General features: G+C 43.2%; 27 protein-coding genes and 3 pseudogenes. 7 read left to right on the top strand and 23 right to left on the bottom strand.

What is annotated here, in order from left to right:
* Nucleotides 1-254: 254 nt before the first annotated feature.
* A pseudogene (locus BLO31_RS20370) lies at nt 255-2,028 on the top strand (sodium:solute symporter family protein).
* 66 nt (nt 2,029-2,094) lie between these two features.
* Nucleotides 2,095-3,113, top strand: a pseudogene (locus BLO31_RS20365) (polysaccharide lyase family 7 protein).
* Nucleotides 3,114-3,163: 50 nt separating this feature from the next.
* On the opposite strand, the gene BLO31_RS20360 reads toward BLO31_RS20365, so the two are convergent.
* The 12 genes from BLO31_RS20360 to BLO31_RS20305 all read right to left on the bottom strand — a co-directional run bounded on the left by BLO31_RS20360 (nt 3,164) and on the right by BLO31_RS20305 (nt 10,568).
* Nucleotides 3,164-3,397 (bottom strand): hypothetical protein, encoded by a 234-nt coding sequence (locus tag BLO31_RS20360; protein ID WP_070971186.1) that lies wholly within the window; start codon nt 3,395-3,397, stop codon nt 3,164-3,166.
* A 258-nt stretch (nt 3,398-3,655) separates the two neighbouring features.
* Nucleotides 3,656-4,003 (bottom strand): GNAT family N-acetyltransferase, encoded by a 348-nt coding sequence (locus BLO31_RS20355; protein WP_342668999.1) that lies wholly within the window; start codon nt 4,001-4,003, stop codon nt 3,656-3,658.
* A 136-nt stretch (nt 4,004-4,139) separates the two neighbouring features.
* Nucleotides 4,140-4,628, bottom strand: a complete 489-nt coding sequence (locus BLO31_RS20350; protein ID WP_070971183.1) for a GNAT family N-acetyltransferase — start codon at nt 4,626-4,628, stop codon at nt 4,140-4,142.
* Between the two features lie 194 nt (nt 4,629-4,822).
* On the bottom strand, nt 4,823-5,248 hold the full coding sequence (locus BLO31_RS20345) for a phosphotransferase-like protein (RefSeq protein WP_070971180.1): 426 nt from the start codon (nt 5,246-5,248) through the stop codon (nt 4,823-4,825).
* Between the two features lie 59 nt (nt 5,249-5,307).
* A complete protein-coding gene (locus tag BLO31_RS20340) occupies nt 5,308-5,772 on the bottom strand; it encodes a GNAT family N-acetyltransferase (RefSeq protein ID WP_070971177.1) in 465 nt (154 codons plus the stop codon).
* 7 nt (nt 5,773-5,779) lie between these two features.
* The gene (locus BLO31_RS20335) at nt 5,780-6,268 is read right to left on the bottom strand and encodes a GNAT family N-acetyltransferase (RefSeq protein WP_070971174.1); all 489 of its coding nucleotides are present in this window, start codon (nt 6,266-6,268) and stop codon (nt 5,780-5,782) included.
* Nucleotides 6,269-6,270: 2 nt separating this feature from the next.
* Nucleotides 6,271-6,831 carry a class IV adenylate cyclase gene (gene cyaB, locus BLO31_RS20330; RefSeq protein ID WP_070971171.1) on the bottom strand — a complete coding sequence of 187 codons (561 nt, stop codon included), beginning with the start codon at nt 6,829-6,831 and terminating at the stop codon, nt 6,271-6,273.
* Between the two features lie 199 nt (nt 6,832-7,030).
* Nucleotides 7,031-7,480: a GNAT family N-acetyltransferase gene (locus tag BLO31_RS20325; protein ID WP_070971168.1), complete on the bottom strand. Its 450-nt coding sequence runs from the start codon at nt 7,478-7,480 to the stop codon at nt 7,031-7,033.
* Between the two features lie 74 nt (nt 7,481-7,554).
* Complete coding sequence (locus tag BLO31_RS20320) at nt 7,555-7,752, bottom strand: DUF6624 domain-containing protein (RefSeq protein WP_070971165.1); 198 nt, start codon at nt 7,750-7,752, stop codon at nt 7,555-7,557.
* Between the two features lie 16 nt (nt 7,753-7,768).
* Nucleotides 7,769-9,385, bottom strand: coding sequence for a DUF4857 domain-containing protein (locus tag BLO31_RS20315; RefSeq protein WP_070971162.1), 1,617 nt, complete (start codon nt 9,383-9,385; stop codon nt 7,769-7,771).
* Entirely contained in the window at nt 9,385-10,257 is an 873-nt protein-coding gene (locus tag BLO31_RS20310) for an ABC transporter ATP-binding protein (RefSeq protein ID WP_070971159.1), read from the bottom strand. Before BLO31_RS20310 ends, BLO31_RS20315 begins: the two co-directional genes overlap by 1 nt.
* 2 nt (nt 10,258-10,259) lie before the next feature.
* Nucleotides 10,260-10,568 carry a hypothetical protein gene (locus BLO31_RS20305; RefSeq protein ID WP_070971156.1) on the bottom strand — a complete coding sequence of 103 codons (309 nt, stop codon included), beginning with the start codon at nt 10,566-10,568 and terminating at the stop codon, nt 10,260-10,262.
* 427 nt (nt 10,569-10,995) lie between these two features.
* On the opposite strand from BLO31_RS20305, the gene BLO31_RS20300 reads away from it, so the two are divergent.
* The gene (locus BLO31_RS20300; RefSeq protein ID WP_084659960.1) at nt 10,996-11,865 is read left to right on the top strand and encodes an AraC family transcriptional regulator; all 870 of its coding nucleotides are present in this window, start codon (nt 10,996-10,998) and stop codon (nt 11,863-11,865) included.
* A 129-nt stretch (nt 11,866-11,994) separates the two neighbouring features.
* Here BLO31_RS20300 and BLO31_RS20295 read toward each other — a convergent pair whose 3' ends face one another.
* From BLO31_RS20295 to BLO31_RS20255, 9 genes and pseudogenes are all read right to left on the bottom strand, one after another.
* Nucleotides 11,995-12,501, bottom strand: coding sequence for a DUF3087 domain-containing protein (locus tag BLO31_RS20295; RefSeq protein ID WP_070971152.1), 507 nt, complete (start codon nt 12,499-12,501; stop codon nt 11,995-11,997).
* A 137-nt stretch (nt 12,502-12,638) separates the two neighbouring features.
* On the bottom strand, nt 12,639-13,058 hold the full coding sequence (locus tag BLO31_RS20290; protein ID WP_070971149.1) for a DUF6010 family protein: 420 nt from the start codon (nt 13,056-13,058) through the stop codon (nt 12,639-12,641).
* A 153-nt stretch (nt 13,059-13,211) separates the two neighbouring features.
* Nucleotides 13,212-13,583 (bottom strand): hypothetical protein, encoded by a 372-nt coding sequence (locus BLO31_RS20285; protein ID WP_070971145.1) that lies wholly within the window; start codon nt 13,581-13,583, stop codon nt 13,212-13,214.
* Between the two features lie 92 nt (nt 13,584-13,675).
* On the bottom strand, nt 13,676-15,481 hold the full coding sequence (locus BLO31_RS20280; protein ID WP_070971630.1) for an ABC transporter transmembrane domain-containing protein: 1,806 nt from the start codon (nt 15,479-15,481) through the stop codon (nt 13,676-13,678).
* A 117-nt stretch (nt 15,482-15,598) separates the two neighbouring features.
* Nucleotides 15,599-16,306, bottom strand: coding sequence for a glutathione S-transferase family protein (locus BLO31_RS20275; protein WP_070971142.1), 708 nt, complete (start codon nt 16,304-16,306; stop codon nt 15,599-15,601).
* A 100-nt stretch (nt 16,307-16,406) separates the two neighbouring features.
* Nucleotides 16,407-17,675 carry an HD domain-containing phosphohydrolase gene (locus tag BLO31_RS20270; RefSeq protein ID WP_425425317.1) on the bottom strand — a complete coding sequence of 423 codons (1,269 nt, stop codon included), beginning with the start codon at nt 17,673-17,675 and terminating at the stop codon, nt 16,407-16,409.
* A gap of 114 nt (nt 17,676-17,789) precedes the next feature.
* A pseudogene (locus BLO31_RS20265) lies at nt 17,790-18,736 on the bottom strand (LysR family transcriptional regulator).
* On the bottom strand, nt 18,736-19,368 hold the full coding sequence (locus tag BLO31_RS20260; RefSeq protein ID WP_070971139.1) for a response regulator: 633 nt from the start codon (nt 19,366-19,368) through the stop codon (nt 18,736-18,738). Before BLO31_RS20260 ends, BLO31_RS20265 begins: the two are co-directional and overlap by 1 nt.
* Nucleotides 19,365-20,750 (bottom strand): cache domain-containing protein, encoded by a 1,386-nt coding sequence (locus BLO31_RS20255; protein WP_070971138.1) that lies wholly within the window; start codon nt 20,748-20,750, stop codon nt 19,365-19,367. Before BLO31_RS20255 ends, BLO31_RS20260 begins: the two co-directional genes overlap by 4 nt.
* Nucleotides 20,751-20,960: 210 nt before the next feature.
* Between BLO31_RS20255 and BLO31_RS20250 the strand changes: the two genes are divergently transcribed.
* From BLO31_RS20250 to BLO31_RS20235, 4 genes are all read left to right on the top strand, one after another.
* Nucleotides 20,961-22,034 (top strand): TRAP transporter substrate-binding protein, encoded by a 1,074-nt coding sequence (locus tag BLO31_RS20250; protein WP_070971135.1) that lies wholly within the window; start codon nt 20,961-20,963, stop codon nt 22,032-22,034.
* Nucleotides 22,035-22,125: 91 nt separating this feature from the next.
* Nucleotides 22,126-22,668 (top strand): TRAP transporter small permease subunit, encoded by a 543-nt coding sequence (locus tag BLO31_RS20245; protein WP_070971132.1) that lies wholly within the window; start codon nt 22,126-22,128, stop codon nt 22,666-22,668.
* Nucleotides 22,655-24,040: a TRAP transporter large permease gene (locus BLO31_RS20240; protein ID WP_070971130.1), complete on the top strand. Its 1,386-nt coding sequence runs from the start codon at nt 22,655-22,657 to the stop codon at nt 24,038-24,040. The genes BLO31_RS20245 and BLO31_RS20240 overlap by 14 nt, the downstream gene beginning before the upstream one ends.
* A gap of 162 nt (nt 24,041-24,202) precedes the next feature.
* Nucleotides 24,203-24,589 (top strand): tautomerase family protein, encoded by a 387-nt coding sequence (locus BLO31_RS20235; protein WP_070971127.1) that lies wholly within the window; start codon nt 24,203-24,205, stop codon nt 24,587-24,589.
* 9 nt (nt 24,590-24,598) lie between these two features.
* On the opposite strand, the gene sigZ is transcribed toward BLO31_RS20235, so the two are convergent.
* Both sigZ and BLO31_RS20225 read right to left on the bottom strand, forming a co-directional pair.
* A complete protein-coding gene (gene sigZ, locus BLO31_RS20230; RefSeq protein WP_217495143.1) occupies nt 24,599-25,201 on the bottom strand; it encodes an RNA polymerase sigma factor SigZ in 603 nt (200 codons plus the stop codon).
* Nucleotides 25,202-25,211: 10 nt separating this feature from the next.
* The gene (locus tag BLO31_RS20225) at nt 25,212-25,904 is read right to left on the bottom strand and encodes a glutathione S-transferase family protein (protein WP_070971124.1); all 693 of its coding nucleotides are present in this window, start codon (nt 25,902-25,904) and stop codon (nt 25,212-25,214) included.
* Nucleotides 25,905-25,946 lie beyond the last annotated feature (42 nt).

The raw sequence follows: 25,946 nt of genomic DNA, 5'->3' as shown, positions 1-25,946 counted from the left end.
ATCCTCGTATCGGTAAAGCTTATTTATCTACAACCAACACTCTCAACCACCAACAGTCACCTCATAGACTCTGTAAAATCGTATTCTAGGGTTATTTTTCAATCATTTTTACTTTTAGATCCCGATCACTTGTATGATTTAATCTTTATTAAAAGCGCGATCATTAATCACACTAACGACATATAATACTACAATATAAAATTGTGATTGTTACTATCTGGTCGATTAATAAGCAACTATCAAAAGGTCAAAAGATGGAACTCAATACCCTTATTGTTGGCATCTATTTCCTATTTCTTATTGCAATAGGATGGATGTTTCGTACTTTTACCAGCACAACTAGTGACTACTTTCGCGGTGGTGGCAGTATGCTTTGGTGGATGGTTGGCGCTACCGCTTTTATGACACAGTTTAGTGCGTGGACCTTCACAGGAGCTGCTGGTAAAGCTTATGCAGACGGCTTTGCAGTCGCTTTTATCTTCCTTGCCAATGCATTTGGCTACTTGATGAACTACCTCTACTTCGCTCCAAAGTTTCGACAATTGCGCGTCATTACTGTTATCGAAGCGATACGCATGAGGTTTGGCAACCTCAATGAGCAGGTCTTTACTTGGTCAGGTATGCCTAACAGTGTCATTTCGGCGGGAATATGGCTAAACGGGCTCGCGATTATCGCTTCGGGTATCTTCGGATTTGATATGACAACAACCATAATTATTACTGGTCTTGTCGTACTTATCATGTCGGTGACGGGAGGTTCTTGGGCCGTTATTGCGTCTGACTTTATGCAAATGGTTATCATCATGGCTGTCACTATGACTTGCGCTATTGTGGCTATTATCCAAGGTGGTGGCGTGTCAGAGATCGTGAATAATTTCCCTGTACAGGAAGGTGCTTCTTTTGTCTCAGGTAACAATCTTAACTACCTAAGCATATTTGGTTTATGGGCTTTCTTTATTTTCTTTAAGCAGTTCAGCATCACAAACAACATGCTTAACTCTTATCGCTATCTCGCGGCTAAGGATTCAAAGAACGCCAAGAAGGCTGCTTTGCTCGCTTGTATTTTGATGACAATGGGTCCTTTAATTTGGTTTATGCCCTCTTGGTTTATTGCCGGACAGGGTGTGGACCTCGCAACTCAGTACCCGGATGCGGGCTCAAAAGCTGGCGATTTCGCTACCTATACTTCGTTCAAGATATATGCCAGCAGGCATGGTTGGTCTTTTAATTGCCGCAATGTTTGCCGCAACTATGTCCTCCATGGACTCTGGGCTGAACCGAAACTCGGGAATCTTTGTCAAAAATTTCTATCAGCCAATTCTTCGCCCTAATTCAACTGAAAAGGAATTGGTGGTAGTTTCCAAAATCACCTCAACCTGTTTTGGTATTGCTATTATCCTCGTCGCCTTGTTTATCAATTCACTTAAAGGCTTGAGTTTGTTCGATACCATGATGTACGTCGGTGCCTTGATTGGTTTCCCTATGACAATTCCAGCCTTCTGCGGCTTCTTTATCAAAAAAACGCCTGATTGGGCTGGTTGGGGAACTCTAGTTGTCGGTGGCTTTGTCTCTTACATTGTTGGGTTTGTCATCAACGCAGAGATGGTGCAAAACTGGTTTGGTTTAGAACCATTAACAGGTCGAGAATGGTCTGATCTAAAGGTTGCGATTGGCTTAATGAGTCACTTGGTCTTTACCGCTGGTTTCTTTGTACTAACGACTCTGTTCTACAAACCACTTCCAGAAGAACGCCAACGAAGCGTAGACCAATTTTTTGAAAACCTCGCGACTCCGCTGGTTTCGGAATCAATGGAACAGCAAAAGCTCGACAATAAGCAGCGCCGTATGTTGGGCTCACTTATTGCTATAGCGGGAGTCGGTGTAATGGCAATGTTCGTTCTACCCAACCCACTATGGGGAAGATTTGTCTTTATCGGTTGTGGCGCCATCGTGCTGACAGTAGGTTTGTTACTCGTCAAGGCCGTCGACGAGAAACTTGAACAATCTCCAACGGCTACTCATAGCTAATTCTAATTCAACGCAGGGCAACAGTGATTGCTGTTGCTCTTTCTTTAACCTGACAAAGGCGAACTCATGCGTAATTCTATCTTAGCTGTCACTATTCTGTCTGTATTACCTTATTCCGCTACTGCTGAAGATTCTCCCTTCAAGCAATCCCTGATCGACAAGCTTGATCCACAAAATGCTCCAGCTGAAAACTTCGATATGCGTAAATGGAAAATTAACTTGCCCATTGAAGATAAAACGCCAGAACGCAAAGGGAAAACAATGGAGATTACTGCCGCGCATCTAACTACGTTAACTACCCCTATGTTCATCCAGACTACTTTTATACCGATGCTGATACAGGTGCAGTTGTATTTGTCGCGCCTAATGCGGGTTCTACGACTCCCAATAGTAGAAACACTCGCAGTGAACTGCGCGCTATGCTTGATGAGACACAAGCTTATCAATACAAAGCACCAGCGACTAACTTTGCAGTTGAGAGTCATCCCAATGCTAAAGACTTTGGTGCCATTGGCGGTCGCTTATCTGCCGTTCTTACTGTGGATGCGGTAAGTACAAGCGGAGACGACAAAAAAATGGGCGCTCACTCTGTGGTTATTGGGCAGATACACGGTTCAAACAATGAACCATTAAAAATTTACTATCGAAAAATGCCAAACCATCAATACGGCAGTGTCTTTTGGAACTACGAGATTAATCCCAAAGACAAAAAAGACAGATTCGACATTTCTCACGATGTTTTCGGTCACAAAAAGCTTACCAAGCAAAGCCCTGACCCAACGGATGGTATTAAGCTTGGCGAACTGTTTGCTTACGATGTCGAGATTGTCGGTACAGTGATGAATCTGACGTTCACTCGAAATCTAGGTAGCCAAGATGAAAAGCGCGTGGAGTTCTCTGTTGATCTAGCCAAACCCTATCCCGGTGAAGAACAACTCGACACCAGTTATGGGCAAGATTGGATGTACTTTAAAGCAGGAGCATATAATCAATGTAATACGCAAAGCTCTGGGTGTGAAGATAGAGGTATGGAAGCCGGAGATTACACTCAAGCCTCATTTTACAAGTTAGTGCTGGATCAGTAACCGCCGTTGAATAATGAGGATACGCCGACAGTGTATCCTCCATTAATTTTTTACTCTTCCACTCTTTTGGCGCCACAAGTTTCACAAATTATGTGGCGCTCAAAATCGTCCATTGAAGATAAGAAAGCACCAAACGACCAACTTTTTATCATCGCGGTAATAAATTGTTTAATGCTTTGGTGTTGCTCACCTTCAAAGCCTGCTGATTTTCTTACCAGAACAACAATGTGTTGTTTGGTATCTGCACATTCGGAGCAATATTGGTTTTCTTTTGTACTAATCATCTCGACTACCTACTACAACTTGGCTCAATCTATGTATCTCGTTTACCTGTAAGCGAGAGTGATACATTATAGGGTATAGCGTATCACTCAAAGATTGAGATGTATTCCAGAGTGTAAATAAGTCGATGACGCTTAGTGATATTTATCGCAATAACAACAGTTGTTAGACCGTTAAAAAGTAGCTGTAATACTCTGTCTCGCGCTCATAACCCAGCGATTCGTATAATTTTTGCGCGTTGTGATTATCGACCGCTGTTTCTAAAGCCAGTCCTTTTGCGCCCACTTGTTGGCATATTCTTTTGCTGCAATTAACAGCGCTTTACCTATCCCTTTCCCGCGCTGTTCTTGTTCTACATAGAGATCGTTAAGGATCAAACTCGGCTTAGCGGAAACAGAAGAAAAAGTAGGATAAAGCTGAGTAAAACCAACGGTATTCCCAGCGTCGTCTTTTGCAAAAAGAATTACCGACTGATTGTTGCTAAGTCGCTCAACAATAAATTGGGTAGCCAGTTCCACATCGCTCTGTTGTTGGTAAAACACTCGGTAGCGATCGAATAGTGGTGCAATTTGTGCAACATCTTTTATCGTTGCTTGTGAAATTTCCATTGTTATCATCCTTAATAAGCTGAACTTTGTTGTTGAGCGTTTGCTCTTATTATTGGATGACTAGTTTATCAGTAAGTTTTTAAATAAGAAGGGAAAGTTACTAGCGATTACCAACTTTGGTTACGTATCTCTTCTCTCACTCGTTAAGCACCAATACGAGATTTTTGTGCTGCTCATTGTCGAGCTCAAAATAGGTTTCACCTTCGATTGTCATACCAATATGTTGATAGAACGCCAACGCTGACTCATTTCCAATCCACACCGATAACCAGAATGGTAATCCGAGGTCAGTCTGTACCTGTTTGAGCAACGACCGGCCCACTCCCTTTCCTTGGAAATGGCGCGATACATACAATGTCGTTACTTCAAAGCCTTTGCCGTTAACAGATTTTTCTTTAGATACATCGATTGCGATATAGCCAACAATATGTTCTTCGACCACGTAAACCCATATCTGGATGTTGCTATCTGCTAGTAAATGGTCGAAGTACGCTTTATGGAACGTCGAAAGTGTATAGTTGGCTAACGCGCTATTCACACCGTAAATCGCGTACGTGTCTAGCCAAACCTGTATAGATAAAGCGGCCAAAATGCTACTGTCGGAGTACTTCGCTTTCCTTATCACTTAACTCTTCCTTATCACTTAAAGTGTTGCCATCCGGTTTGACCTCAATTTGTTCCCGTACATTTATGCTCCCAAAGTGCGTTGTTGGTACTTGGCTCTTAGCTCATCAAACGCGTTAAATCGATTGCCCTCTTCTATGTAACTTAGTATGCGTTCTACGTTTTCCTCAAGCGTGTGTGAAGCGGTGTCAATCTCTATGTCATATTTATCATGGGCATGGACGCGATCGAACTGAAAACGCGCTCCGCAACATGGCGATCTCCGCGCTCTTTTTCCCGTTGCTCTAAAATTTCTAGTGGGCAGTGGACACCGACAAATAGGACATCTAACCCTTTAAAGGCGTTGACACAATCCTCTAACCAAACCTGATCTTGCAGCACATAGTCCACAACTAACTTGTTACCGGCTCTTGCCGTAGCCGCTGCCGAAGCGTGAAAACCTTTGACAATATTAGGAAAGGCCTCTGCCATTAACGCTTGGTTACCCATGTCTTTTTCTGATATTTGCGACAGAAAGTTGTCAACTGACACGTGAAGCAAAAACTCAGATGACGCATTTTGCAGTGCTTTACTCAAACTTGTCTTTCCACTGCTCGTTGTACCATTTAGAAAGATCACCATAGTGGACTGTTCCTTTGTAATAATTATGTTTTCTTAGAAGATGTTAAGAACGGGAGGCGTTACTTTGAGTCGCAATGACTAACGTAGGTCATGTAGAAAAAGTGTTGGTCTTTGCTTACTTCTTGAAAGCCATATCTCCTGTATAACGCACCAACTTTGTTGTTCACCAAATAGCACAGCTTTATCGGTTTTTTCTTACCATTAGCGATAGCGATGCATTGCTTTAGTATACGGCTGCCCAGCCCCTTATTTTGAAATTCCGGAAGTATATAAAATCGACCCAAGTAAAAATGGTCACTTTCTTCATTGAGCCAATAGCTTCCAGCGCGAACACCATCGATTTCTATGACGGTGGGTTTTCCCTCTTGCCACTCTTTTGCATGTATATCCTGCTGGATATGATCATACCAACCAAACACCTGTTCTATCACGTCGTATTCAGTTTTTTTCTTCAACTGAAATAGAAATATATAGTCAGCTTGAGTTGCGGTACGTTCCGTATAGTTAAGACAAGAGGGCTCCACTTAAACTTCACCTCTGCTTTGATTCGATGGATATTACGGCTTTGCTCAATAGCAATTGCTTCGTGTTAAAACCGTATTTTTCATAGAAGCCAATTGCCTGTTCGTTGTTCGCCCAGACATGCAGATCTATATGTGTTGCCTGATGTTCTAAAGCCCATTTAGAAAAAGCATCGACCAATAATTTAGCAATCCCTTTTCGCCTAGCTTTTGGATGTACAACGAGTTCTTGAACATAGCCAAAGCATCGTTTTTGTGTCCAACGATGACGATTGACTCGAACCAGATTCCCCAATAGGGCGCCGTGTATTGTATTGACACTTTCCCACACAAATAGCTGTTGACTGCTATCCGCCAAAATCTCTTCTAGCTCTTGATGAGTTAGTACATCAACGGTTTCGCAAATGGTATCCGAAGCCAAACTCGCATTGTGCTGATTCTCAATGCAAAGTAGTTCAATGAGTGGTTCTAGGTCGCTGACGGTTGCGGTTCTGATCATGCTTATGCCTTCGAGTTAGCTAACTCATCAAACATCTGTTTATATGATTTAGTTTGAAGCGCACTGTCGGTTAAGCCGAACTTTTCTGCAAGGCCGAGTAATTCAGATTTGTACTGAGACAATTTAGTTTCGTCATCGGTCATAATCGCAAACTCAGCAAAATCGCCGATACCAGCTAAAGAGTCGACCGTAATATGGAACTTACCTAAGAAGTAGATACTGCGGGTTTTCATCGCCTTCAACGATACCTCAAACCCCATGGTTTGGAGCATGCTCCGCGCGTTTTTGTCATCAGTTATATCCGTGGCTTCGCATTTATCTTTTTCTGGGCCTTTCACTATCCAAAGTTTAATTCCAGAAGGCTCCATAGTTCGAATACTGATACTTTTGTTTTCGGAGTGTAGTTTTCTATCTGGAGTGTCGAAATACCAATCGGTTTCCGTATTGTCTTCTACCATCACTTCATGGGGTAACTGGCTCAGTGTCTCTAAAAACGCTGACTTGGACTCCAGTCGGTACTTTAGTTCGACTTCAAACTTTCCTTTAAAGTGTTCATGGCTCATGATCTCTTCCTTACCGATACAGCGGGTAACTACAACGAGAGTGTTGATTAATTGTGATTAGGGGACTTGTTGAATAGGCGATACTATCATATCTGTGAATTCTGCAGTAGGAATGCCAGTAAAATCTTAGTATCAAGAAATCATGAGTTCAGCCAAGGTTACTAGCACTAATCTATTTACTCGATACACTAGAAAAAACTTATAGCGCTAGATTTAACACTGGAATCACCCTCCCCTTCGGAACGGAAGGTTTCATTCTTATCAACTCAGCTCCCATATGCTCATAAAACCCCCGCGCACTCGGATCAGACACTATAGTCAGGTTTTTTGCATTGCGATTTTGCAGCCAGTTAACCACATGAGCAAATAAGTGTTTTCCAGCACCTGTTCCTATTTGCGATGGTAAGACCCAGCAATCTTCAAGCTCGTACTCTTCTTCCGTTTGCTGAGAGACTGAACTCACTCCGATGATAGCGCTATTATCGACCAACAACCAAAACTGCCTTTCTTTTAATGTATTCTCGTTGACCAAGAGATCAGGTAGCCATAATGCCAGTTGGTCTTGTGAATAACCCCAGTGCTTTTTTGCAGCAACTATTACTTCATTCATATCTGAGATGTCGGTAACGTTTGCTTCGATAATCTTCATATTTTATCTGTCTTTGACGTTCAGTTTATTTTGCTTTTATTAGGTAATAAAAATTATTCACTGACGCCGTAGGCCTACTCCAACAAGTTTATGTATTCTTCTAGCGGTGATGTTCTCAGGTCTTTGCGCCTGATATACACTAATAAAGAATTTTCAATACGGTCTATAACTAGGCGTCCATCAACCAGCTTCCCTTGCGTACCATAGACTTGTAGTTTGCTTTGATCGATCAACAACTGGTCGGTTAGCAAGGCGACTTGCTGACCTGTCACTCCCTCGCCTTATAAATTATTCAAACACCACGCTGTCTAACTTTTCGTAATTTTTGCTAAACCTAACCGCGTTATAGTGCACTCCATCGTTGAATCGAACCACGTAGTTAACTGGATCAGCAAGCAGTTGGAATGACATAGTTTTGTGATTAAAGCCTTCTAAATCCAGCGGAATGAACTGATAATTCGGGTAAGAAATCAAATACACCTTACTGCGACTGTTAATTGCGTAGCCATAGAACTTTTTGTGGCGATTTTCTGCGACTTGAACGTATTCTATATCTCCGACATCTTCAGGCGTTTTTACTGGTTTTAAATACAATTTGTTATCTGCGCGACCGAAGTTAAACAGCCTGCCATTGGCATCTTGAACAAAGTACCCCCAATCGAACGGTTTCATGTTGGTCGTCTTTCCCCACACATTGCGAACGGGAAACGCCACTGAGTAGTAAGCGGCAAGTTGATTGGCGACAAAGCTCAATGCCTCGTCTTCTCGCGCTGTTTCAGCAGCCAAAATAGCAAGTCGATCATTTTCAAACGCTACCGCCATTTCGGGAAAACGAATACTGCCTTTTGAGCTTATTGGATTAAACAGGGGGTAGAGTTTTACTTCGCTGGAATGCAACTTATCTGCACTGTATTGCAGGCTCATTCTTGCCGCGCGTATGGTGCGTTTATCAAAGGTCACATCACCGATAGTAATAGGTAACTTGCCTTGAATATCTAGATTTTTCCAGTATACAAAAGGCAACGCACTTTCAAACTCAGCCTTGCTGATTGCGCTATCTTGAGTACCGTAATGAAATGTGTGATTAGCGCCATTTTCTTGGTACACAAAATCGTTGAGTACATCGGAGTAAAACACGTAATACTTTTGATGCGGCGTATGGTAACGCTGCTCTAATTGCCAGCCTGTTACCAAGCACAAAGCAATCACAATCGGCGCTATGATTAGACGATAGGCAAAATAATTTAAGCGACGTGTTTTAACACTTAAAAAACTGTCTTTAACTGGCAGTGCTAACCATGCAACGAGCAGTAAGGCCCACAGATCTTTTGTGTGATAAAGCTCTTTGGTAATCGCAAACACCGCAGAAAATGTCAGCAATAGCTTTAATGCTTGATAGCGACGTTGACTCTCTATGATCACAGAAGAAAGACCCATATACATAACCAGTGCTGGCAGTTGGGCGAAAGCCAAGTCTTTTACTACTTCCCACAGGATATGTGTGGGGTAATACTGTTTCATTGTCGCCATAACGGCCAAAGACAAGGTTCCATTCAGTACAATTAGCAAAGCGAATCCGGCGATTAGGTGTTGCCTAATCACCTGATTTAATGGAATGGGCAAATGAGTCAGTATTCTAACGGTTCGCTTGAGCACTTCTGGTACGTACTGACAAACGGCCACCAAGAAACCATTGGCTAAAAAGAAATAGGTGATCCAAGCGTAAGGTTTGTCCCTTAGGTGAACAAAGCGATACCACATCATGGATTCGGGTTCGATGTTGGCAAACTGATTAACCAAGTCTGCGGCAAAGTACGCACTTGAGACCAATGCGACAGCCCACAACGCCAAAGCAAACCAACGCAGTTTTAACCACTCTTTAAGATAGATTGGAGCGATGTTCATCAATATTTCCCCACATAGCCTAAAAAGCGATCTTCAAAGCTCTGGTTCAACGGGCGTAATGTCACACCCAACTCAAACTCTAACTCATCTTGAGAGGCGAACGAATACACGTGTTGTTTTTGTCGGTGTTGCTCTAATCTATGAACGTAACGTGCATTTTTTGAAACTTGACCTTCTTCCACCGTATAGCACTGAAACGCTTGATTAAAATCTGACATACTGCTTTGATACACCGAGGTAGTTCGGTCAACAATCGCGATTTGGTCAACTAATGACTCTAGATCACTCATTACATGGGTCGTTATCAATACGGTTTTTTGCGTACCTTCTAAATATTCGCTTAGATAGTCGATAAAAAGGCGGCGATAACCGGCATCTAACCCCATGGAGTAATCATCTAGGATTAATAGATCCGCATTCTGGGCCATTAAAAGCCCCAAAATAACTTGTGACTTTTGGCCAAATGAAAGAGAGGAAAGCGTCTGGTTAAAGTCGACGTCCATTAGGTCCATCAACTCATCAAAATGTTTTGTTTGCCAAAGAGGATAAAAGGATGAGAAAAACTGTTCTGCTTGGCGAATCGTCATAGAATCATAGCTAATAAACCCCTCATACAACAGCGCAATACGAGCTCTTGTTTTTGGGTTTAGCCGGTTGGCATGTTCGCCAAATACGAGGCAGTCACCACTCTCTGGTTTTAAATACCCCATTAACAAGTTAATCAGCGTCGATTTGCCGACACCGTTTTTTCCTAACAATCCAAATATGGTGCCTTTATTAATACTTAGATTGAGGTCCTTGTAAATCGCCTTACTCCCATAGCTATGGCAGAGGTTATTGATTTCAATAACCCTTTTATCACAAATCTCCATTTCTACTCCGATATATCCTGTCCATCGATATACACAACGTGTCCTTCACCGGCATTGAGTACTACGGTGAAGTCTCCTTTTGGCTTTTCAAAATAGACCTCGCCAAACTCATCTAACTTAGTTTGCAAAATAGCATTGCCATTCTGTTCTATTCGAAATTCAACACCTTCTGCACTTGCACCGTCGCTAAAGCCACCTTCACAAATAAGGTAGCCATTTCCCTCGTCGTAGCAGGACATCAAAGCAGTATGTGCCATAGTGCTGAAAGGCATCAGTGTCGCAAGCAATGTAGCTATCGATAACTTAGTCATCTTCTTCCCTTTTTCTTCACACTTTTACTTTTAAGCGTCTTTATGGTCTTGTTGTACGGTTAGCTTAGATGTTACTAAACTTGTCAATATTAATTTGGATCAAGTAAATAACAATCGTTATCATTTATTTACATAAAACTTATTAACGTGATTGTTCTACTCGCTTCCAAACCCAGAACTTAAACTCTTAATGTCATTTTTAGGGCTGTTTAGGCGGGATTGATACTAGCCCTCCACTCTTTTACTACTCTTTCACCTTACTTAAAAATTAACCATATAAATCAGACCATTAGAATAATCCACTCTCTTAACGTTAATTTTAAATTGATACTATATTGTCATTAATTGGCATTTTGTTGTCATCCCTGACAAAAGAGAGACATTTTTAAAGTACACTGAGTTTCATAAAGGTTGAGTGGTACTTGCGATGAAGATAACTCATGAGAAAACGTTAATACGACCTGGCTATTCTTGGCGTCACTATATGCCTGACTTTTCTGACTATAAAGCCAGCTATCATTATCACAACGAGCACGAGTTTATCCTCAGTGCCAACTATCGCGGTATGGTCAATATTGCGGGAACCAGCGTTGAGCTCACGCCTTTTTCATTGATCATGATCCCATCAGGAACCCCTCACCAGTTGATTTTGGAATCTCAAAACAACCCAAATGGCGAGTTGCACCTTATGTGGGTTGACAAAACTTGGCTCAATCAAGCATTTCAGTACTGCATTGAAATGAAACCCTTGGGCAAGATGATTTCGCACTCCCCAAGAGTTATTCGCTTTTCTAGTGATACGGCTCGTTCCGCGCTAAGAGCGATCAACGAAATCAATTACACGGACAGTACCTTAATTCAGCTCACTGTTTTGCTTAAGTGCCTGTCTCATATTGCTTCTGATCAGAACGCAAAAACGCTGACATTAGGTAAAGACGACCTGCCTAACCCCATTCAAAAGCGCGACAAAATACAGTTTATCGCCGACTATTTGGAAGATAACTACAACAAAGAGATCACTTTAGAGTCGCTGTCAGAACAGATTCACTGCAGCAAAAGTACATTGCATCGATTGTTTAAGAAAAGCTTTGGCGAGAGTTTTAGCGAGCGTCTGACAAAGATCCGTTTGAGCAAGGCCGCCTACCTGTTAGAGACCACGGATTTAAGCATCAGCTACATCTGTCAATCTGTTGGATACCAAAATGCTTCCAATTTTAATCGCTTGTTTAAGTCCTACAAGCAATTGTCTCCAAGGGCTTATCGCAAAAAGCAGCCTCAATCGAGATTGGCGGGATAGTGCGTTATCGGCCCTACAGTTCCTTGGTGGTTCAAACGGCGTTTTGGTAATGAAATTTTCAATCAAAAGCGCATCGATGAATAGGAACAACCCGATTTAAATATTAAAAGCTCGATTAAGCAAAAACCTTTAAAACGACTTCAAAATTTCTGAGCGATATTGAGTGATGTCTAACTGTACATTGTACTTTTCAGTTAGCTCATCGAGTTTTGCTTGAGCGGTATTTAGACTGTTCATCGTAATTGTGTTGTCATCGAGTTGCCAAAGCTGTCGCGAACCTTGATAGCTAAATCCAAGCGCCAGCATTGCATCGGCATTACCTTCTTCAGCTGCCGCTTGAAGCGCTCTGTTTTTGCGATAAATAAGGTTTAACGAGTGTTTTAAATCCCACACATACGCCACTTCGAACATCTTTGGATGAGTTTTCAGTTTGATTAATGATGCCACGACACCTGCTGCACTCGCCGCAACGCCAAGTAAGTTCCAGTGAAAATGAGAGCCAGAGTCGGACGGAAACAAGTAAATCAATGTTTGAGAGATAACTAAGCTAAACACGGCGAGAACGGCTATACAGGCGACGATCACCATATTCAAACGCGAACGGTACAGCTGTTTATCTATTTTTTGTAATTGCATCCTAATTCCACTCTTGTTAGCAACTCAACAGACAGAGGAGATTTGATCCTAGCCATTGATTATACACTCTGACCGAATTCGATAGGGAGATAGATTGTTGCAAATCATTTGCTCCCTTACAGCCACTACAGCGTACGTTATCTCGCATTAACTCTATTTTCTACACGGGCTTGGATTAAGATGTACACCGCAACGGTGACGTCGAAGGAAATGCACATAATGGCGTACCACTGTGGTGCAAACTCATGACCAGCGCCGTAAAGGTGTAAAACAAAATCCCAAACCGGATGAAGTATCCAACCTATTGCTAGATAAATAAGCCCTTTTTGCTTAGCAACAGCAAAAAAGCAGCCGTAAATGAAAACGCCAACAAGCTCAATACCAACCCACTTGAGGTTAATCGCGTAAGCTGCGAAAGCTACGTAAATTAGCGCCGCTATAATGAGCGCGCACCCAAGGATATTAAGGCGTGTCTTTGGCGACTTTCGGTGAACGTATTGAAGTAAGACTGCACTACCGATTACACCGACCACAAGCCAAACAATCACTGTAAACATACTTTTTTGTCCCCCTATTGTATCCGTTCGATAACAGTTAACGGGTATCTAAGGTGCACATCATCGTTGTTTTCGTTTATTTAATCAATGTAACACGCTAACTGCGCGGCACTGTTATTTTTGACTATTAGCGATAGTTCCCTGTCAATTTGGCTAAATCACACCCGATTTTAGGTTGATTCCTACCGCTCTCAACTGTGGTTTTAGATCGAGCAATTGTATGTGGCTCAATACTAAGTCCAACAGACTCTGTACTGCGATGAAAAAGAATAACCCCGCTAGATAGCCAGTCCATATTGACTCACTAGGCTGATAGAGGGTGTTAAAGGCTAGAGTAAAGAACACTAATCCACTTAGAACCGCACCAATCTCGCCGCAACTGTATAGATAAGAGTTCGTATCCGAACGATACTTTATCTTTACCCTACCGCCGATTGCACCTCCCCACTTTATCGTCATTGCGTTGCCTGCAGTTTTGTATTTTAGATCATTAGCTTGTGCGATCTGCTCTACTCTTTCTAACATAGGTTTCTGTCTTCCTTTTACATGCGAAATCCGAGGTTAGCACTTGCAAAAATGCAAGTTGTTGCGTCCTATCAATAAACAAAACTCATCTATCAAGCTATATGCTTGAATTGCAGTTCAACTAACCTTTGGTATAGCTCGCAGCTTTGTAGCAAACTCTGGTGCGATCCAATATCGACCAACTGTCCTTGATCTAATACCGCAATCTTGTCGGCGTGCTGAATGGTGGATAGTCGGTGTGCAATAATTATCGTCGTTCTTCCTTTCATCAACTCATCAAGCTCTTGTTGCACGTGGTGTTCACTTTCGCTATCTAAAGCACTGGTCGCTTCATCCAACAATAGAATTTTAGGGTCTTTTAAAATGGCTCGAGCGATGGCGATGCGCTGTTTTTGCCCACCAGATAGTCTTACTCCTTTTTCACCTAAAAAGCTTTTGTAGCCCTCTGGCAAGTTAGTAATAAAGTCGTGGGCATGGGCCTTCTTAGCCGCTGCTATTACATCTTCGTCCGTGGCATCTGGACTGCCATAGCGAATATTGTGAAATACATCATTACTAAACAGCGCTGGCTGTTGTGGGACTAATGCCATCTCTTTGCGAAGTTCGCTCGGTTCAAAGTCTCTAATATCAATGTTGCCAAGGGTTACTGCGCCTTCTCTAGGGTCGTAAAAACGCTGTAAAAGCTCAAATAAGGTCGTTTTACCCGCGCCAGAGGGGCCGACTAATGCGAGGATCTTTCCCTCTTCTGCGACGAGATTTAAACCTGCAATCGCCGCTTGATTCGGACGAGATGGGTAGTAGAAATCAATATTGTTAAACGCTACTTTACCTGAATTCAAATCAACCGATTTTGAATTAGATGGGGCTAGGATATCACTTTTAACTTGGAGAATTTCAATTAGACGTTCAGTGGCACCAGCGGCTCTTTGCAGCTCTCCAAAAACTTCTGAAATGTTAGCAATAGAAGACGCCACCATAATGGAATAAAACACAAAGGCCCCGAGGTCCCCTGCCGACATGACACCGTTTATCACATCGCTACCTCCGACCCAAAGCATCCCCGCGATAGCACCAAATACAATTGCTATGACCGCTGAGATTAAAATGGCGCGTTGTGTAACACGTCGTCGGCCAAGCTCATAGGCGCGTTCTACCTCTGTAGCAAACGAAGCTTGCTCTTGCGGCTCATAACTGTAACTTTGGACGGTTTTAATGTGCTCTATCGCTTCGCCGGCGTAGCTACCAACGTCAGCCATTGAGTCCTGACTATGTCGCGATAGTGCTCTTACTCGGCGACCAAAGAAAAGGATCGGAAGCAAAATAAAGGGTACTGATATTAAAACGATAAGTGTTAGTTTTACGTTGGTGGCAAAAAGCATAACCATGCCACCGAAGCACAACAAGGCACTTCTCATTGCCATCGAAAAGGAAGACCCGATGATAGTTTGCAACAATGACGTATCGGTCGTTAAGCGAGACATAATGTCCCCGCTTCCGTTGAGTTCAAAATAGCTCGGATGGAGTTTAATTACGTGGTTAAACACGGCCAACCGAATGTCCGCACTGACTCTTTCGCCAACGGAAGAAACCAAGTAAAACCGAAAGAAAGTGCCCGAAGAAATAAGTACGGTCACAACTAAAATGAACTGTATCGCACTAGAGAGTTCATTCAGAGACTGCTCTGCAAAACCATTATCGATTAGAAGGCGAACACCATGACCAACCGAGAGGGTAAGTGCGGCGGTGAACACCAAAGCGACTAAAGCAGCCGCTACTTTTAGTTTGTATGGAAGAACAAACTTAACCAACTCCAACAGAATTTTGAGGCTTTTTTTGTTGCTCGCTGAGCCTTGTCTTCCGCGACGTCTGGATACTGTTTCGCTTGTATTATCGCCCATTCTTGGCCCTTTAAATACTGGATATGGGGCTAAAAAACCCTGTGAAATAACGGCTGACTCATTTGTGCCCATTAAGCATTACACTGTGACGCCGTCACCTAAAAACAATCCATTGCTCTAGTAATAATTGGTTTGTATGCGTTTACAATAATTTACGAGATTGTCCTGCTTTTGCAGGTGATCCTTTACTTTGCCTTCAAAAGGGCTAAACAACACTCTAGACAGGAATCCATATACCGTCGCATCTATAGTGGTAGGTTTCTCTCCGTGGATAAACGATTTGTTAGCCAAAATTGAAGCGATTAGTGATAGAATCTCACACGCTTCTTCTTCAACCTCTTCCCGATTTTTTCTTCCGGTTCCCTGAGCATGCAAAACTTTGAGAAACTTGCGGCGAACTGCTTTTTTAACAAACGGAAGCAGCCAAGGCCTTACACCTATTTCGCAGCAATAGCGCTTTAGCTCCGGCCAATAAATCTCGAATCCTTGTTCGTCTTGGTAATAATGCCACATCATTAAAAAATAGAAGTCTTGTTCGATCGCAGAGCGCAAAAGTCGCCCAGTGATTCTTTGCGATTCATTAAGCGATGCATCCAAGCTTGATTGAGATTGACGCTCTAAGCGAGCAATAATTTGATTGGAATCACTTACGTACTCATCATCAATTTGCAGTACGGGTAACTTACTGGTTTGGCTTCGTCGGTTATTGGTGGTTCTCAGCTCAAACTTAACATCGATAAATCTGAGGTACGTTTCTACTTTAATGCAAAATGGACTAATGTCCGCCACGTCCCAAGCAGAAACAAATTTGTGTAGTACGAGCATTTGCGCACCCTAACAAGGTCGAGAGTTCATGGGAAAGAGTTTAATTCCTTCCTAAGCCGTATGCTCACTTTACGTTCATCACGCTGTAATACAAGTAGTTTTAATGAATATCCGTTGATAGCTGATAACATTCCTGCATGTGTGAATGTAAACAGTCATAAACTAATGGGTCTAATTGACCTTCATTGACCATTTCTACCATTATCTCGTGTATCTGATCAGCATCCAACCGGCCTCGGTAAGGCCTGTCTTGTGACAGGGCTTGAAACACATCCACAACCGCTAATATTCGTGAAGGCATATCAAGTTCACCCGCTTTTTTGTTAAATGGATAACCTTTACCGTTCAACCTTTCATGATGATTTGAGGCCCAAAGACCGATTTGAGAATGTGGGAAAACCATTTGCAGTGCAATACTTGTATCTATGGTGTGCCTTTTGATTCTTGTGTATTCCTCTGGTGTCAATTTACCCTCTTTATGCAAAATGTGGTCAGGGGTTCTTAATTTGCCTATGTCGTGTACCAGCCCCGCAACATACAGCATACTGAGTTCTGGTTTTGGCAAACCGAGTTTTTCTCCAACATATTCCGCCAACTCTGCAACTTTAATGGAATGCTGATAAGTAAAAGGACTTTTTGCGTCGACAATTCCTGCGATAAAAGTACCTAGTTGAAGAATGGAGTCGAGGGATAAACCGTCCATTAGCCAATCTAAATGCGTAAAACTTTGCGGGATCCTTTCTATGTGTTCTGGCTCCATTGAAAACCAAAACCCATCTTTGCTAACCAGTTTTAACATAGCATCAACGAGATCCGGCCTAAACACGCTACCCCGATTTGCTATCAACTTATCGGTGATTTCATCTGCGTACAAGGTGACTAAGTCTTCATGCTGACCTTGAATGGCTGAAACGCGCATAATATCAACTCTATCCGCCAAGAAAATTAAGGCTGCAACGTCTTTTTCGTAAGGGGTTAAGGGAACACATTCCAACTCTCGCCACAAAGTGTGGTGATGCAAAATAATGTTGGAAAACTGACTCAGCAGCTTACAGTTTTGCAGCGCATGGTAGCCTTGAACACAGTGTTTTTCGACACTAGGAGGCAATAACTCACTGGTCAAATGCTGATGTTCAGCCGTTTCTGAAACACCGCAATCATGGATAAGCCCAGCCATAAAACAGAATTCGCTTTTCTTGGCATCCCAGCCTAATACTTTTGAACACTCGTATGCAATATACGCAACGCGATGATTGTGGTGTATGTCATCAACACCCACATAATCCAAAGCTCGTGCCACCCACACCAAGGCGTGTTTTAAATCAACGGATAGGGTACGAGCCAACTCCTTTTCTGCCAAACTCACGATAGCCAACCTCGTTTTATTATTAGTATCTCTCTATTACAAAGAATAGTTGAGATTGACCGATTTTCATTACAACTTAGTGCGTTAGTGAAAAGCCTACCAACTCGACTCTGTGCGCTATTTTAACGACAAAGTTTGGCTGATTTGCTCTACTCGATTAAACAGATAGTGTTTAAAGCAATTGCACCTCTCTGGCATTGGGCTTCGCGGTCGGTAAAAGAGGTCGATATCAAAGCTTGAGCACCGATAATCTGCCATCACATGTACTAGGTGTCCTTGGGATATGTGTCTATCAACCAAAGAGTGTGGCAAATAAGCTACGCCTGCACTTTCTAAGGCCAGATCCAATAACATTTCACTATTGTCGCATTCCAAAGAGTCTTTAATAGTCACCGCTTCCGTTTTTTCTCCCAGACGAAACCCCCAGCGATGGCCGCCTAACAGCTTCTTGCGTAAAGGCACATATGGTTGTTTAGATCAGCGGGAGTGTGGGGAGTCCCGTGCTTCGCGATGTAATCTGGCGATGCGCATAAATAAAGGGGTTCACTCAAGAGTCGTTTTCGAACCAGTAGAGAATCCGGTGTCGGCTCTCCTTCAAAGGTTGCACTTGCTCGAAATGCAAAGTCGATATTAAGGGGATCAAACTCTCCTGCTTCAATAAAAATGCGAAAGTTCACTTTCGGATGCATCTTCATATATTCTGCGACAATTTTGCTTAAGTACTGTCTTGCGAAAAGCGGAGTCGAAGAAATTCGAATTTCACCTTGCTGTTGCTCGGCGAGGTTTTGTACTTCTTCACACAGGCTATCGATATCTGGTATTAGTGGAGAAAACTTTTCATAAAGTAACTGGCCAGCTTGGGTGGCAACCAGTTGTCTAGTACTGCGTTTAATCAGTTCCACTGACATTGTTTCTTCCAGCTCTTTTACCCAACGACTGCCCGCAGCTGGCGATATGCCTTGCTGCAAAGACGCCTCCCGAAAGGACCCCGTTCGCAGTACCGCGCAAAAAAAGACTATTTTGTCTAAGATAGGTTGACGGCTCGATAGTAAACTTCCAGACATTAGTGCACCAACCCCTTATCCAACGCGAGCTTAACCAGCATTGCCGTCGAAGTTGCACCCAATTTCTTTTTAATTCTTAATCGGTGGGTTTCAACCGTTCTGACACTGATGTGTAAAGTGTCAGCGATTTCTCTATTACAAGCACCGCTCACGATCGCCTTGAGTACATCACATTCGCGTTTTGAAAGGTTGTCATCTCTTGGTTGGTCCGGAACATCATTAATTTGCTCAAGCAGGCGGTCAGAAGCTTGCGGGCACAAATAGGAGCGCCCTTGTGCCACTTGGTTGATCGCCATCACCAGTTCTTCAGAACCAACGTCTTTCAACACATAACCTTTCGCTCCTGCTTTCACAGAACGAACAACGTAATCTCTGCTGTCGTGCATCGATAACATGATTACTGCGGTATCACTTTTTGAGCCCGAGAGCTTTTCTAACACTTCAATGCCATTTAGATTAGGCATATTGATATCGAGCAGTAGTACATCGGGTTTGAGCGCCAGCGTGGACTCAAAAGCCTCGTTCCCCGTACCGACACAAGCGAGAATATTGAGGTTGTCTTCGCGCTCTAGTCGAGATTTAAGCCCGTCTTGCATCAATCTATGGTCGTCTGCCAACACTAGTTTTATCATACATACTCCATATTTAAGATAATGCGAACCTCTGTTCCATCTCCGGCGTCACTGGTGATCTTAAAGCTGCCACCAATGGCTTGGATTCGCTCTCGCATATTTTGGATACCCATATGTTTCATTGAAGCTCTGGTTCCCGTTCCTAGTTGTAAGTCGCGGCTTTTCATCCCTACTCCGTCATCACTGACTGTTAAGATCAAACTCCTGCCTTCCCTTTGCATCACGATATCAACCCCTTGCGCCGATGCGTGCTTTTCAACATTGTGCAGTGCTTCTTGAACCACTCGGTATAGCGTCGTTTCGACTTCAGGAAGCATTTCAACACCTTCAATATCATGTTCAAAAATGATTTCTAATTGAGTGCGGTGGCCAAGTTCATTGATATAGGCCTCAATCCCTGCCACAAGACCTAGATCATCCAGCTGTGGTGGTCTGAGATCTCGGGATATACGACGCAGCTCTACAATGGCTTGTTCCATTGCTTTTTTACTAGCGTCCAGCTCTTCGTCTTTAACAGTTTGATTGCTTTCGTGTGCGACGTTGTCAAGACGATACTTGGCGGCGACCAAAAGCTGGTTCACACCGTCGTGAAGCTCTCGCGAAACCCGCTGTCTTTCTGTTTCTTGCGAGTCGATAATCTGCTGATTTAAAACGCCAAGCTGCTCATTGGCCAATCGGCGAACATTTAGGTTGAGTGATGCACCAAGGCCTGCAATAACTGATACTGCGATAAACATCACCCCAAACAATGCAGTGCTTGTTTTCCCTACGTTTTGGTCAAAACCACTTTCCATGTGCGTCACTTGATCTTCGATATCATCAAGGTAGACACCGGTACCAACCATCCATTGCCACTTATCAAGCGATATAGCGTAACTCAGTTTTGGCAATGGCTCTTTGGCTGATGGTTTGTGCCACAAATAGTCAACAAATCCGCCCCCTTGCTTTGCAACATATATCAGCTCTTGGAGTAACTTCTTACCCCTAACATCTTCGACTTCCCACCAGTTTTTTCCGATTCGCTCTTTTTGGTAAGGAAGGACCAACGCGTCACCATTCCATGTATAGGCAAAGAAGTATCCATCGCTGCCGTACGTGAGCTGGCTCAACTTTTCTGTAACAATTCGCTGCGCGACTATGGGGTCTAACTCTTCATTTAGGTAGTAAGGCTCAATACTTTTGACTGCCATTTCTACGTACTGTTTAAGTTCTTGCTTTTTGACGGACAGAACATTGTTACGAGTGAGCGCCACCTGTTCTTCAACCAGTTGTTTTGCTTGACTAAACAGTATGCCAGCCACAATAACAACCACCAAAATTAACGGTACGACCGAGAGTAAAATAATATTAATAGTGAGTCTTCGATTGCTGACAAAGCCCATTTATCACTCCGAAAAAGTACGTAGTATTACGCAATACTTAACGTATTTTTTGCACAAACTACCGACTAAATTTGCGCAATTCCCCCAATAGTGCTGAAAAAACAACCTCTCTACACTTGACTACAAATGTAACATTGTATTAACACCAATTACTCAACAATGTTCACATTTCTCAACCTTTTAAGGAACAAGCCTCTCAGGGAGAAAAGTATGAACTTTAAGAAAGTTGCCTTAACAACCGCCATCGCTTTAGCTGCTACTGGAATGTCTGTTGTTACTCATGCCGCAGAGAAAAAAATCTTGCTTAAAACACCGATCGCGTTTGGTAGTCATCTACCCGCATTAGGTACGCCCATCCAATGGTATGCGGACCATATCACTCAAACCTCGGGCGGCACTATTAAGATGAAAATCTACGAGCCGGGTAAACTGGTTAACCCAGCGGAAATCTTAGATGCCGTATCAACTGGCAAAGTGAATTCCGGTTATTCAACCGCAGGTTACTGGCAGGGTAAACTACCTGCGTCAGCGCTTTTCTCCGCGGTGCCTTTTGGTCCAGAAGCGGGGGAATACATGGCATGGCTATTTTTTGGAAACGGTTTATCACTTTACCAAGAGATGTATGACCAAGGGGGATACAACGTAAAGGTCGTTCCTTGCGCCATCATCTCACCTGAAACTTCAGGCTGGTTTAGAAAGCCTATTGAAAAGCCAGAAGATCTCAAAGGTCTGAATATGCGCTTCTTCGGTCTTGGTGCTTCTGTTATGGAAAAACTGGGGGTGGGTACCGTTCAACTCCCCGGCGGTGAAATCTTCGGAGCCCTTGAGAAAGGCGCCATCGATGCTTCTGAATTTTCACAGCCAGCGATTGACGAGCGCTTAGGTTTCCACAAAGTCGCCAAATACAATTACTTCCCGGGTTGGCACCAACAATCCACGGTTTTTGAACTGCTGATCAATAAAGATACGTGGAACAAAATGAGCCCCGTTCAGCAATCTGCGGTTGAAACTACTTGTATGGCAACCATGACTTACTCCATTGCAGAAGGTGAAGCAATGCAGTACTCCGCGATGCAGAAAGCGAAAGAGAATGGCGTTGAAATCCGTTACTGGAACAAAGAAATGCTCAACCTGTTTGAAACAACATGGATGGAAGTGGTTGAAGAGAAGAAAACGGCCGACCCATTCTTTGACAAAGTATGGAAAGACCTAAGTGAGTTCCGACGCGGCTATGCGCTTTGGGAGTCAAATGGTTTCCTACCTCGCGAAACTCAAAGTCAATAAGTGACATTGTGCGCGGCTCCCGTCGAGTCGCGCCATTTGCATTCTATTAAAAAGTAGTCCGTTAGATGGCTACCACTTAAAGGAGTTTGTGATGAGTAAGGTGTTAACATCCTCACCCTCTTTCCCTGTCTACTACCATATCGAGCGTGCCATAACGTCGGCCAGTAAAGCGCTAGCATGGATCAATCTGGCTCTTGTCGCCGTAATTATTGTCCAAGTTGTTCTGCGCAAAGTTTTCGCCAATGGCCAAATTGCTTTAGAAGAGCTTCAATGGCATCTCTATGCTACTGCCGTTATGTTCGGTACGGCTTACGCCCAAATTTCAAACTTACACGTTCGCGTTGACCTTTTTTATCACAAGTTTAGCGAACGAAAACAAGCTTTGGTCGACATCTTTGGATTGCTGTTTCTCGCCATCCCATTTGTGCTTATTGTTATTCTCCACTCCTACGATTTTGCCTATGAGTCATGGCGAGTAAATGAAAGCTCTGCCTCTCCGTCTGGCTTGCCATATCGATGGTTAATCAAAGGTGTCATTCCAATTAGCTTTGCCATGTTACTGATGTCTATGGTCGCAAGAATTTTGCGCAATATTGAAACGCTGACAAAAGGAGCAAGTCATGGAAGCAAATGAATGGATTGTCATTGCCATGTTTGGCTCTTTTATTCTACTGCTTTTCACTGGTATTCCCGTCGCCTATGTCCTTGGTGGAATTGGGGTCGTGTTTGCCGCAGTGGGCTATTTTGCTGACATCTATCTAGATACCTTCACCGGATTGGATTACACCACTCTGGGTTTGGTGGTAAATCGCATCTACAAAATCATGGATAACTGGATTTTGGTCGCGCTTCCCATGTTTATCTTTATGGGTAATATGCTTGATAAATCGGGGATTGCAGAAAAGCTTATGGGCTCAATGCAGGCACTGTTTGGCAAGGTGCACGGTGGCCTCGCCATTACTGTTATGGCGATTGGCATTATACTGGCCGCTTCAACAGGTATCATTGGGGCCTCAGTAGTCTTACTCACGGTAATGTCACTCCCAAGTATGATGCGACAAGGCTATCACCTACCCTTGGCCTTAGGCACGGTTGCCTCAGCCGGTACTCTCGGCATCTTGTTACCGCCTTCTATCATGCTGGTAATTATGGCTGACCAGCTTGGATTATCGGTCGGTGATCTATTTATGGGGGCGATTATGCCGGGGCTTCTTCTGGGTGCTCTGTACATCTCCTACATATTAATCGTTGGTAAACTATCCCCTAGCCATGCTCCGATACCAGAAGACGTTCAACCTGTTGAATGGGACCTGATTTGGCAGGTGTTCAAAGACATTACTCCGACTGTTATTCTCATTTTTGTTGTATTGGGTTCCATCTTTGCTGGCGTTGCGACGCCAACCGAAGCCTCTGGTATTGGCGCGTTTGGAGCGACCATGCTTGCCGCCTACAACAAAAAGCTTAACCTGAAAGTGTTAAAAGAAGTGCTATTGGCCTCTTATGGCACTACTGCCTACATCTTTATGATCTTTCTTGGGGCGTCTTGTTTTGCGCTAGTACTTCGCGAGCTTGGTGGTGATGAGTTGATTGAGTCCTTTTTAAGCGGCCTTCCGTTTGGCCCTTACGGGATCATTGCCTTTATTCTACTTATCGTGTTCTTACTCGGCTTCTTCCTAGATTGGATTGAAATAACGCTCATTGCCCTGCCCTTACTTGCACCTGTCATTGCCAGTTTGGGGATTGAGCTCGATGGACACGGCGTAGTCGATAATCCAAGTTTGGTTTGGTTCGTAATGTTGGTAGCCATGGCTTTACAAACCAGCTTTTTAACACCGCCTGTTGGCTTTGCGCTTTTCTATCTCAAAGGGGTGTGTCCAGATGGCGTCGCTCTAAAAGATATCTATCGCGGAGTTATTCCTTTTATTGTTATCCAGCTTGTCGCACTAATATGCCTTGTAGTTTGGCCTCAACTGGTACTTTGGTTCCCAAGCGTCGCCTACGGATGATCCGTACAAAATGTGAACACTGAGCCAGTCATTGAGACTGGCTTTTTTCTATCTGATTGATCATTTTTCTAGTGATAGGGATAAAGTTACGTTTATGAATAACTTTGAAAGTTATCTTTTTATGCGCAAAATAGCACCCGTTGATATACAAAAGGACTTACCATGATTTTAATCTATGGAATCAAAGAACAGCTAAACCCTATCAAAGCTGAGCTTTCGAAGGTAATACAAGAGTCGATGACCCAAGCGATTGGACTACCTGAAGGCAAACGCGCTCATCGATTTATACCAATGGAAAAATCTGACTTTTATTATCCAGAAGGCAGAAGCGATGCGTATACCGTTATTGAGATCAACATGATGGAAGGTAGGCAACAAGAGACCAAAAAGCACCTTATCCACTGCCTATTTAAAAACATTGAGCAAAAAGTTGGTATCACGGCTAACGATATTGAGATCACCATTAAAGAACAACCTGCTCATTGCTGGGGGTTTCGCGGCATGACTGGCGACGAAGTGAATGACCTCAAGTACAAGGTTAATGTCTAAATAACAGAGTTAGCATCGATTACATCCGCTTCGCTTTTGCTGATAGTCACTAACGCGACCTTGCGAATCATGTGAGAACTCGCAGCATTCATTAAACAGGGTCAGCAGTTTAACTCGACTTGATTTTACACGGGACTTTAAAGTGGTGTACGGCAGATTGAGATCTTGCGCTACCTGTTTCTGTGAGACTCCATCTATGTCAACGGCAGTCAGCAACTCTGCTTCTTGCTTTGGCAATGCTTGTATAAAAGGCGCGACACAGTCTGATAGTTGGTCAATAACTTCCGGTAACCCATCATCTAGTTCTAACCCTTTTACATGGCTTTCATATCGGCCCCGCTTTCGATAAAAGTCTATCACCGTTGTTTTTGCTATTTGAAACAACCAGCTCTTGAGTTTGCCACTCTCTTTTAACGTTGTTAGCTGTTGATGAACTTTTATCATCACTTCTTGAAACAGATCCTCCACATCATCAGGATCGGTAATGTGTTTGTGAAGATATGCTTTTAATAGGTTTTCAAAGTCACGCCATACGGTTTCGATTTGCATATTGCTCAGTTGCACCAATTTATCTGTTAGCCAAGAGGTAGCGCTATGACTACCTCTTTTCACTAAGGCTCTGTTAACAACAAGAACTACACTTTTGCATGTCACTAATAATATCTTGGTTTTGAGCTAAAAACGTATTAGTTAGGTAAAAACGTTTAAATTTCTCGTCAAAATTTTCGGCAACACTGGCGTTTGCGATGCCCGTTTCTAACAAGCGCGTTTGCCACGCTTTGAGCTTGGGCAAACCACATAGAAAGTCGTAACCAGAATGCTCTTCGACAATCGATGCCCGATGCAGAAGCGGTAACCAAGCAACATCCACATTCCCTATTTTGTTCCCAGAAAAAAAATGGCTGTCTTCCGTTAGCTGCTTTTCCACCTTCTCGAATGCTTGACGAAGCTTGGCGCTGCGACTCTCTAAAGTCTCACCATCTTTACTGCTCATTGCTCCGCACTGCGTGAGGTAGTGTTTTGTACCCAGATAGCCCCACGCCCGCTCTAAGGCTTTTGACTCGTTTGACTGTTCTTTTGTAAGTGCGCCGTACTCATCCTCGATGTATTCGCAAATCGCGTCGGATTCAAACAAGGCAGTACCACTTTCCGTTATCATCACCGGCACTTGGCCATTAGGCGATATCGATTTAAACCAATCCGGTTTATTGGACAGCTCGATAAATTCTATTTCGTAGGGAATTTTTCTCGCTTCTAACGCTGCGGTTACTCTCTGTACAAACGGGCAAATAGTGAAGCTAATTACTTTTAACATATGTTCCTCTTTTAGGTCGGTTTGGGCTTCTACTACTAAGAC

It is taken from the genome of Vibrio sonorensis (genome assembly GCF_001854765.1).
Lineage (GTDB): Bacteria > Pseudomonadota > Gammaproteobacteria > Enterobacterales > Vibrionaceae > Vibrio > Vibrio sonorensis.
This window is presented reverse-complemented; position numbering and strand designations above follow the sequence as displayed.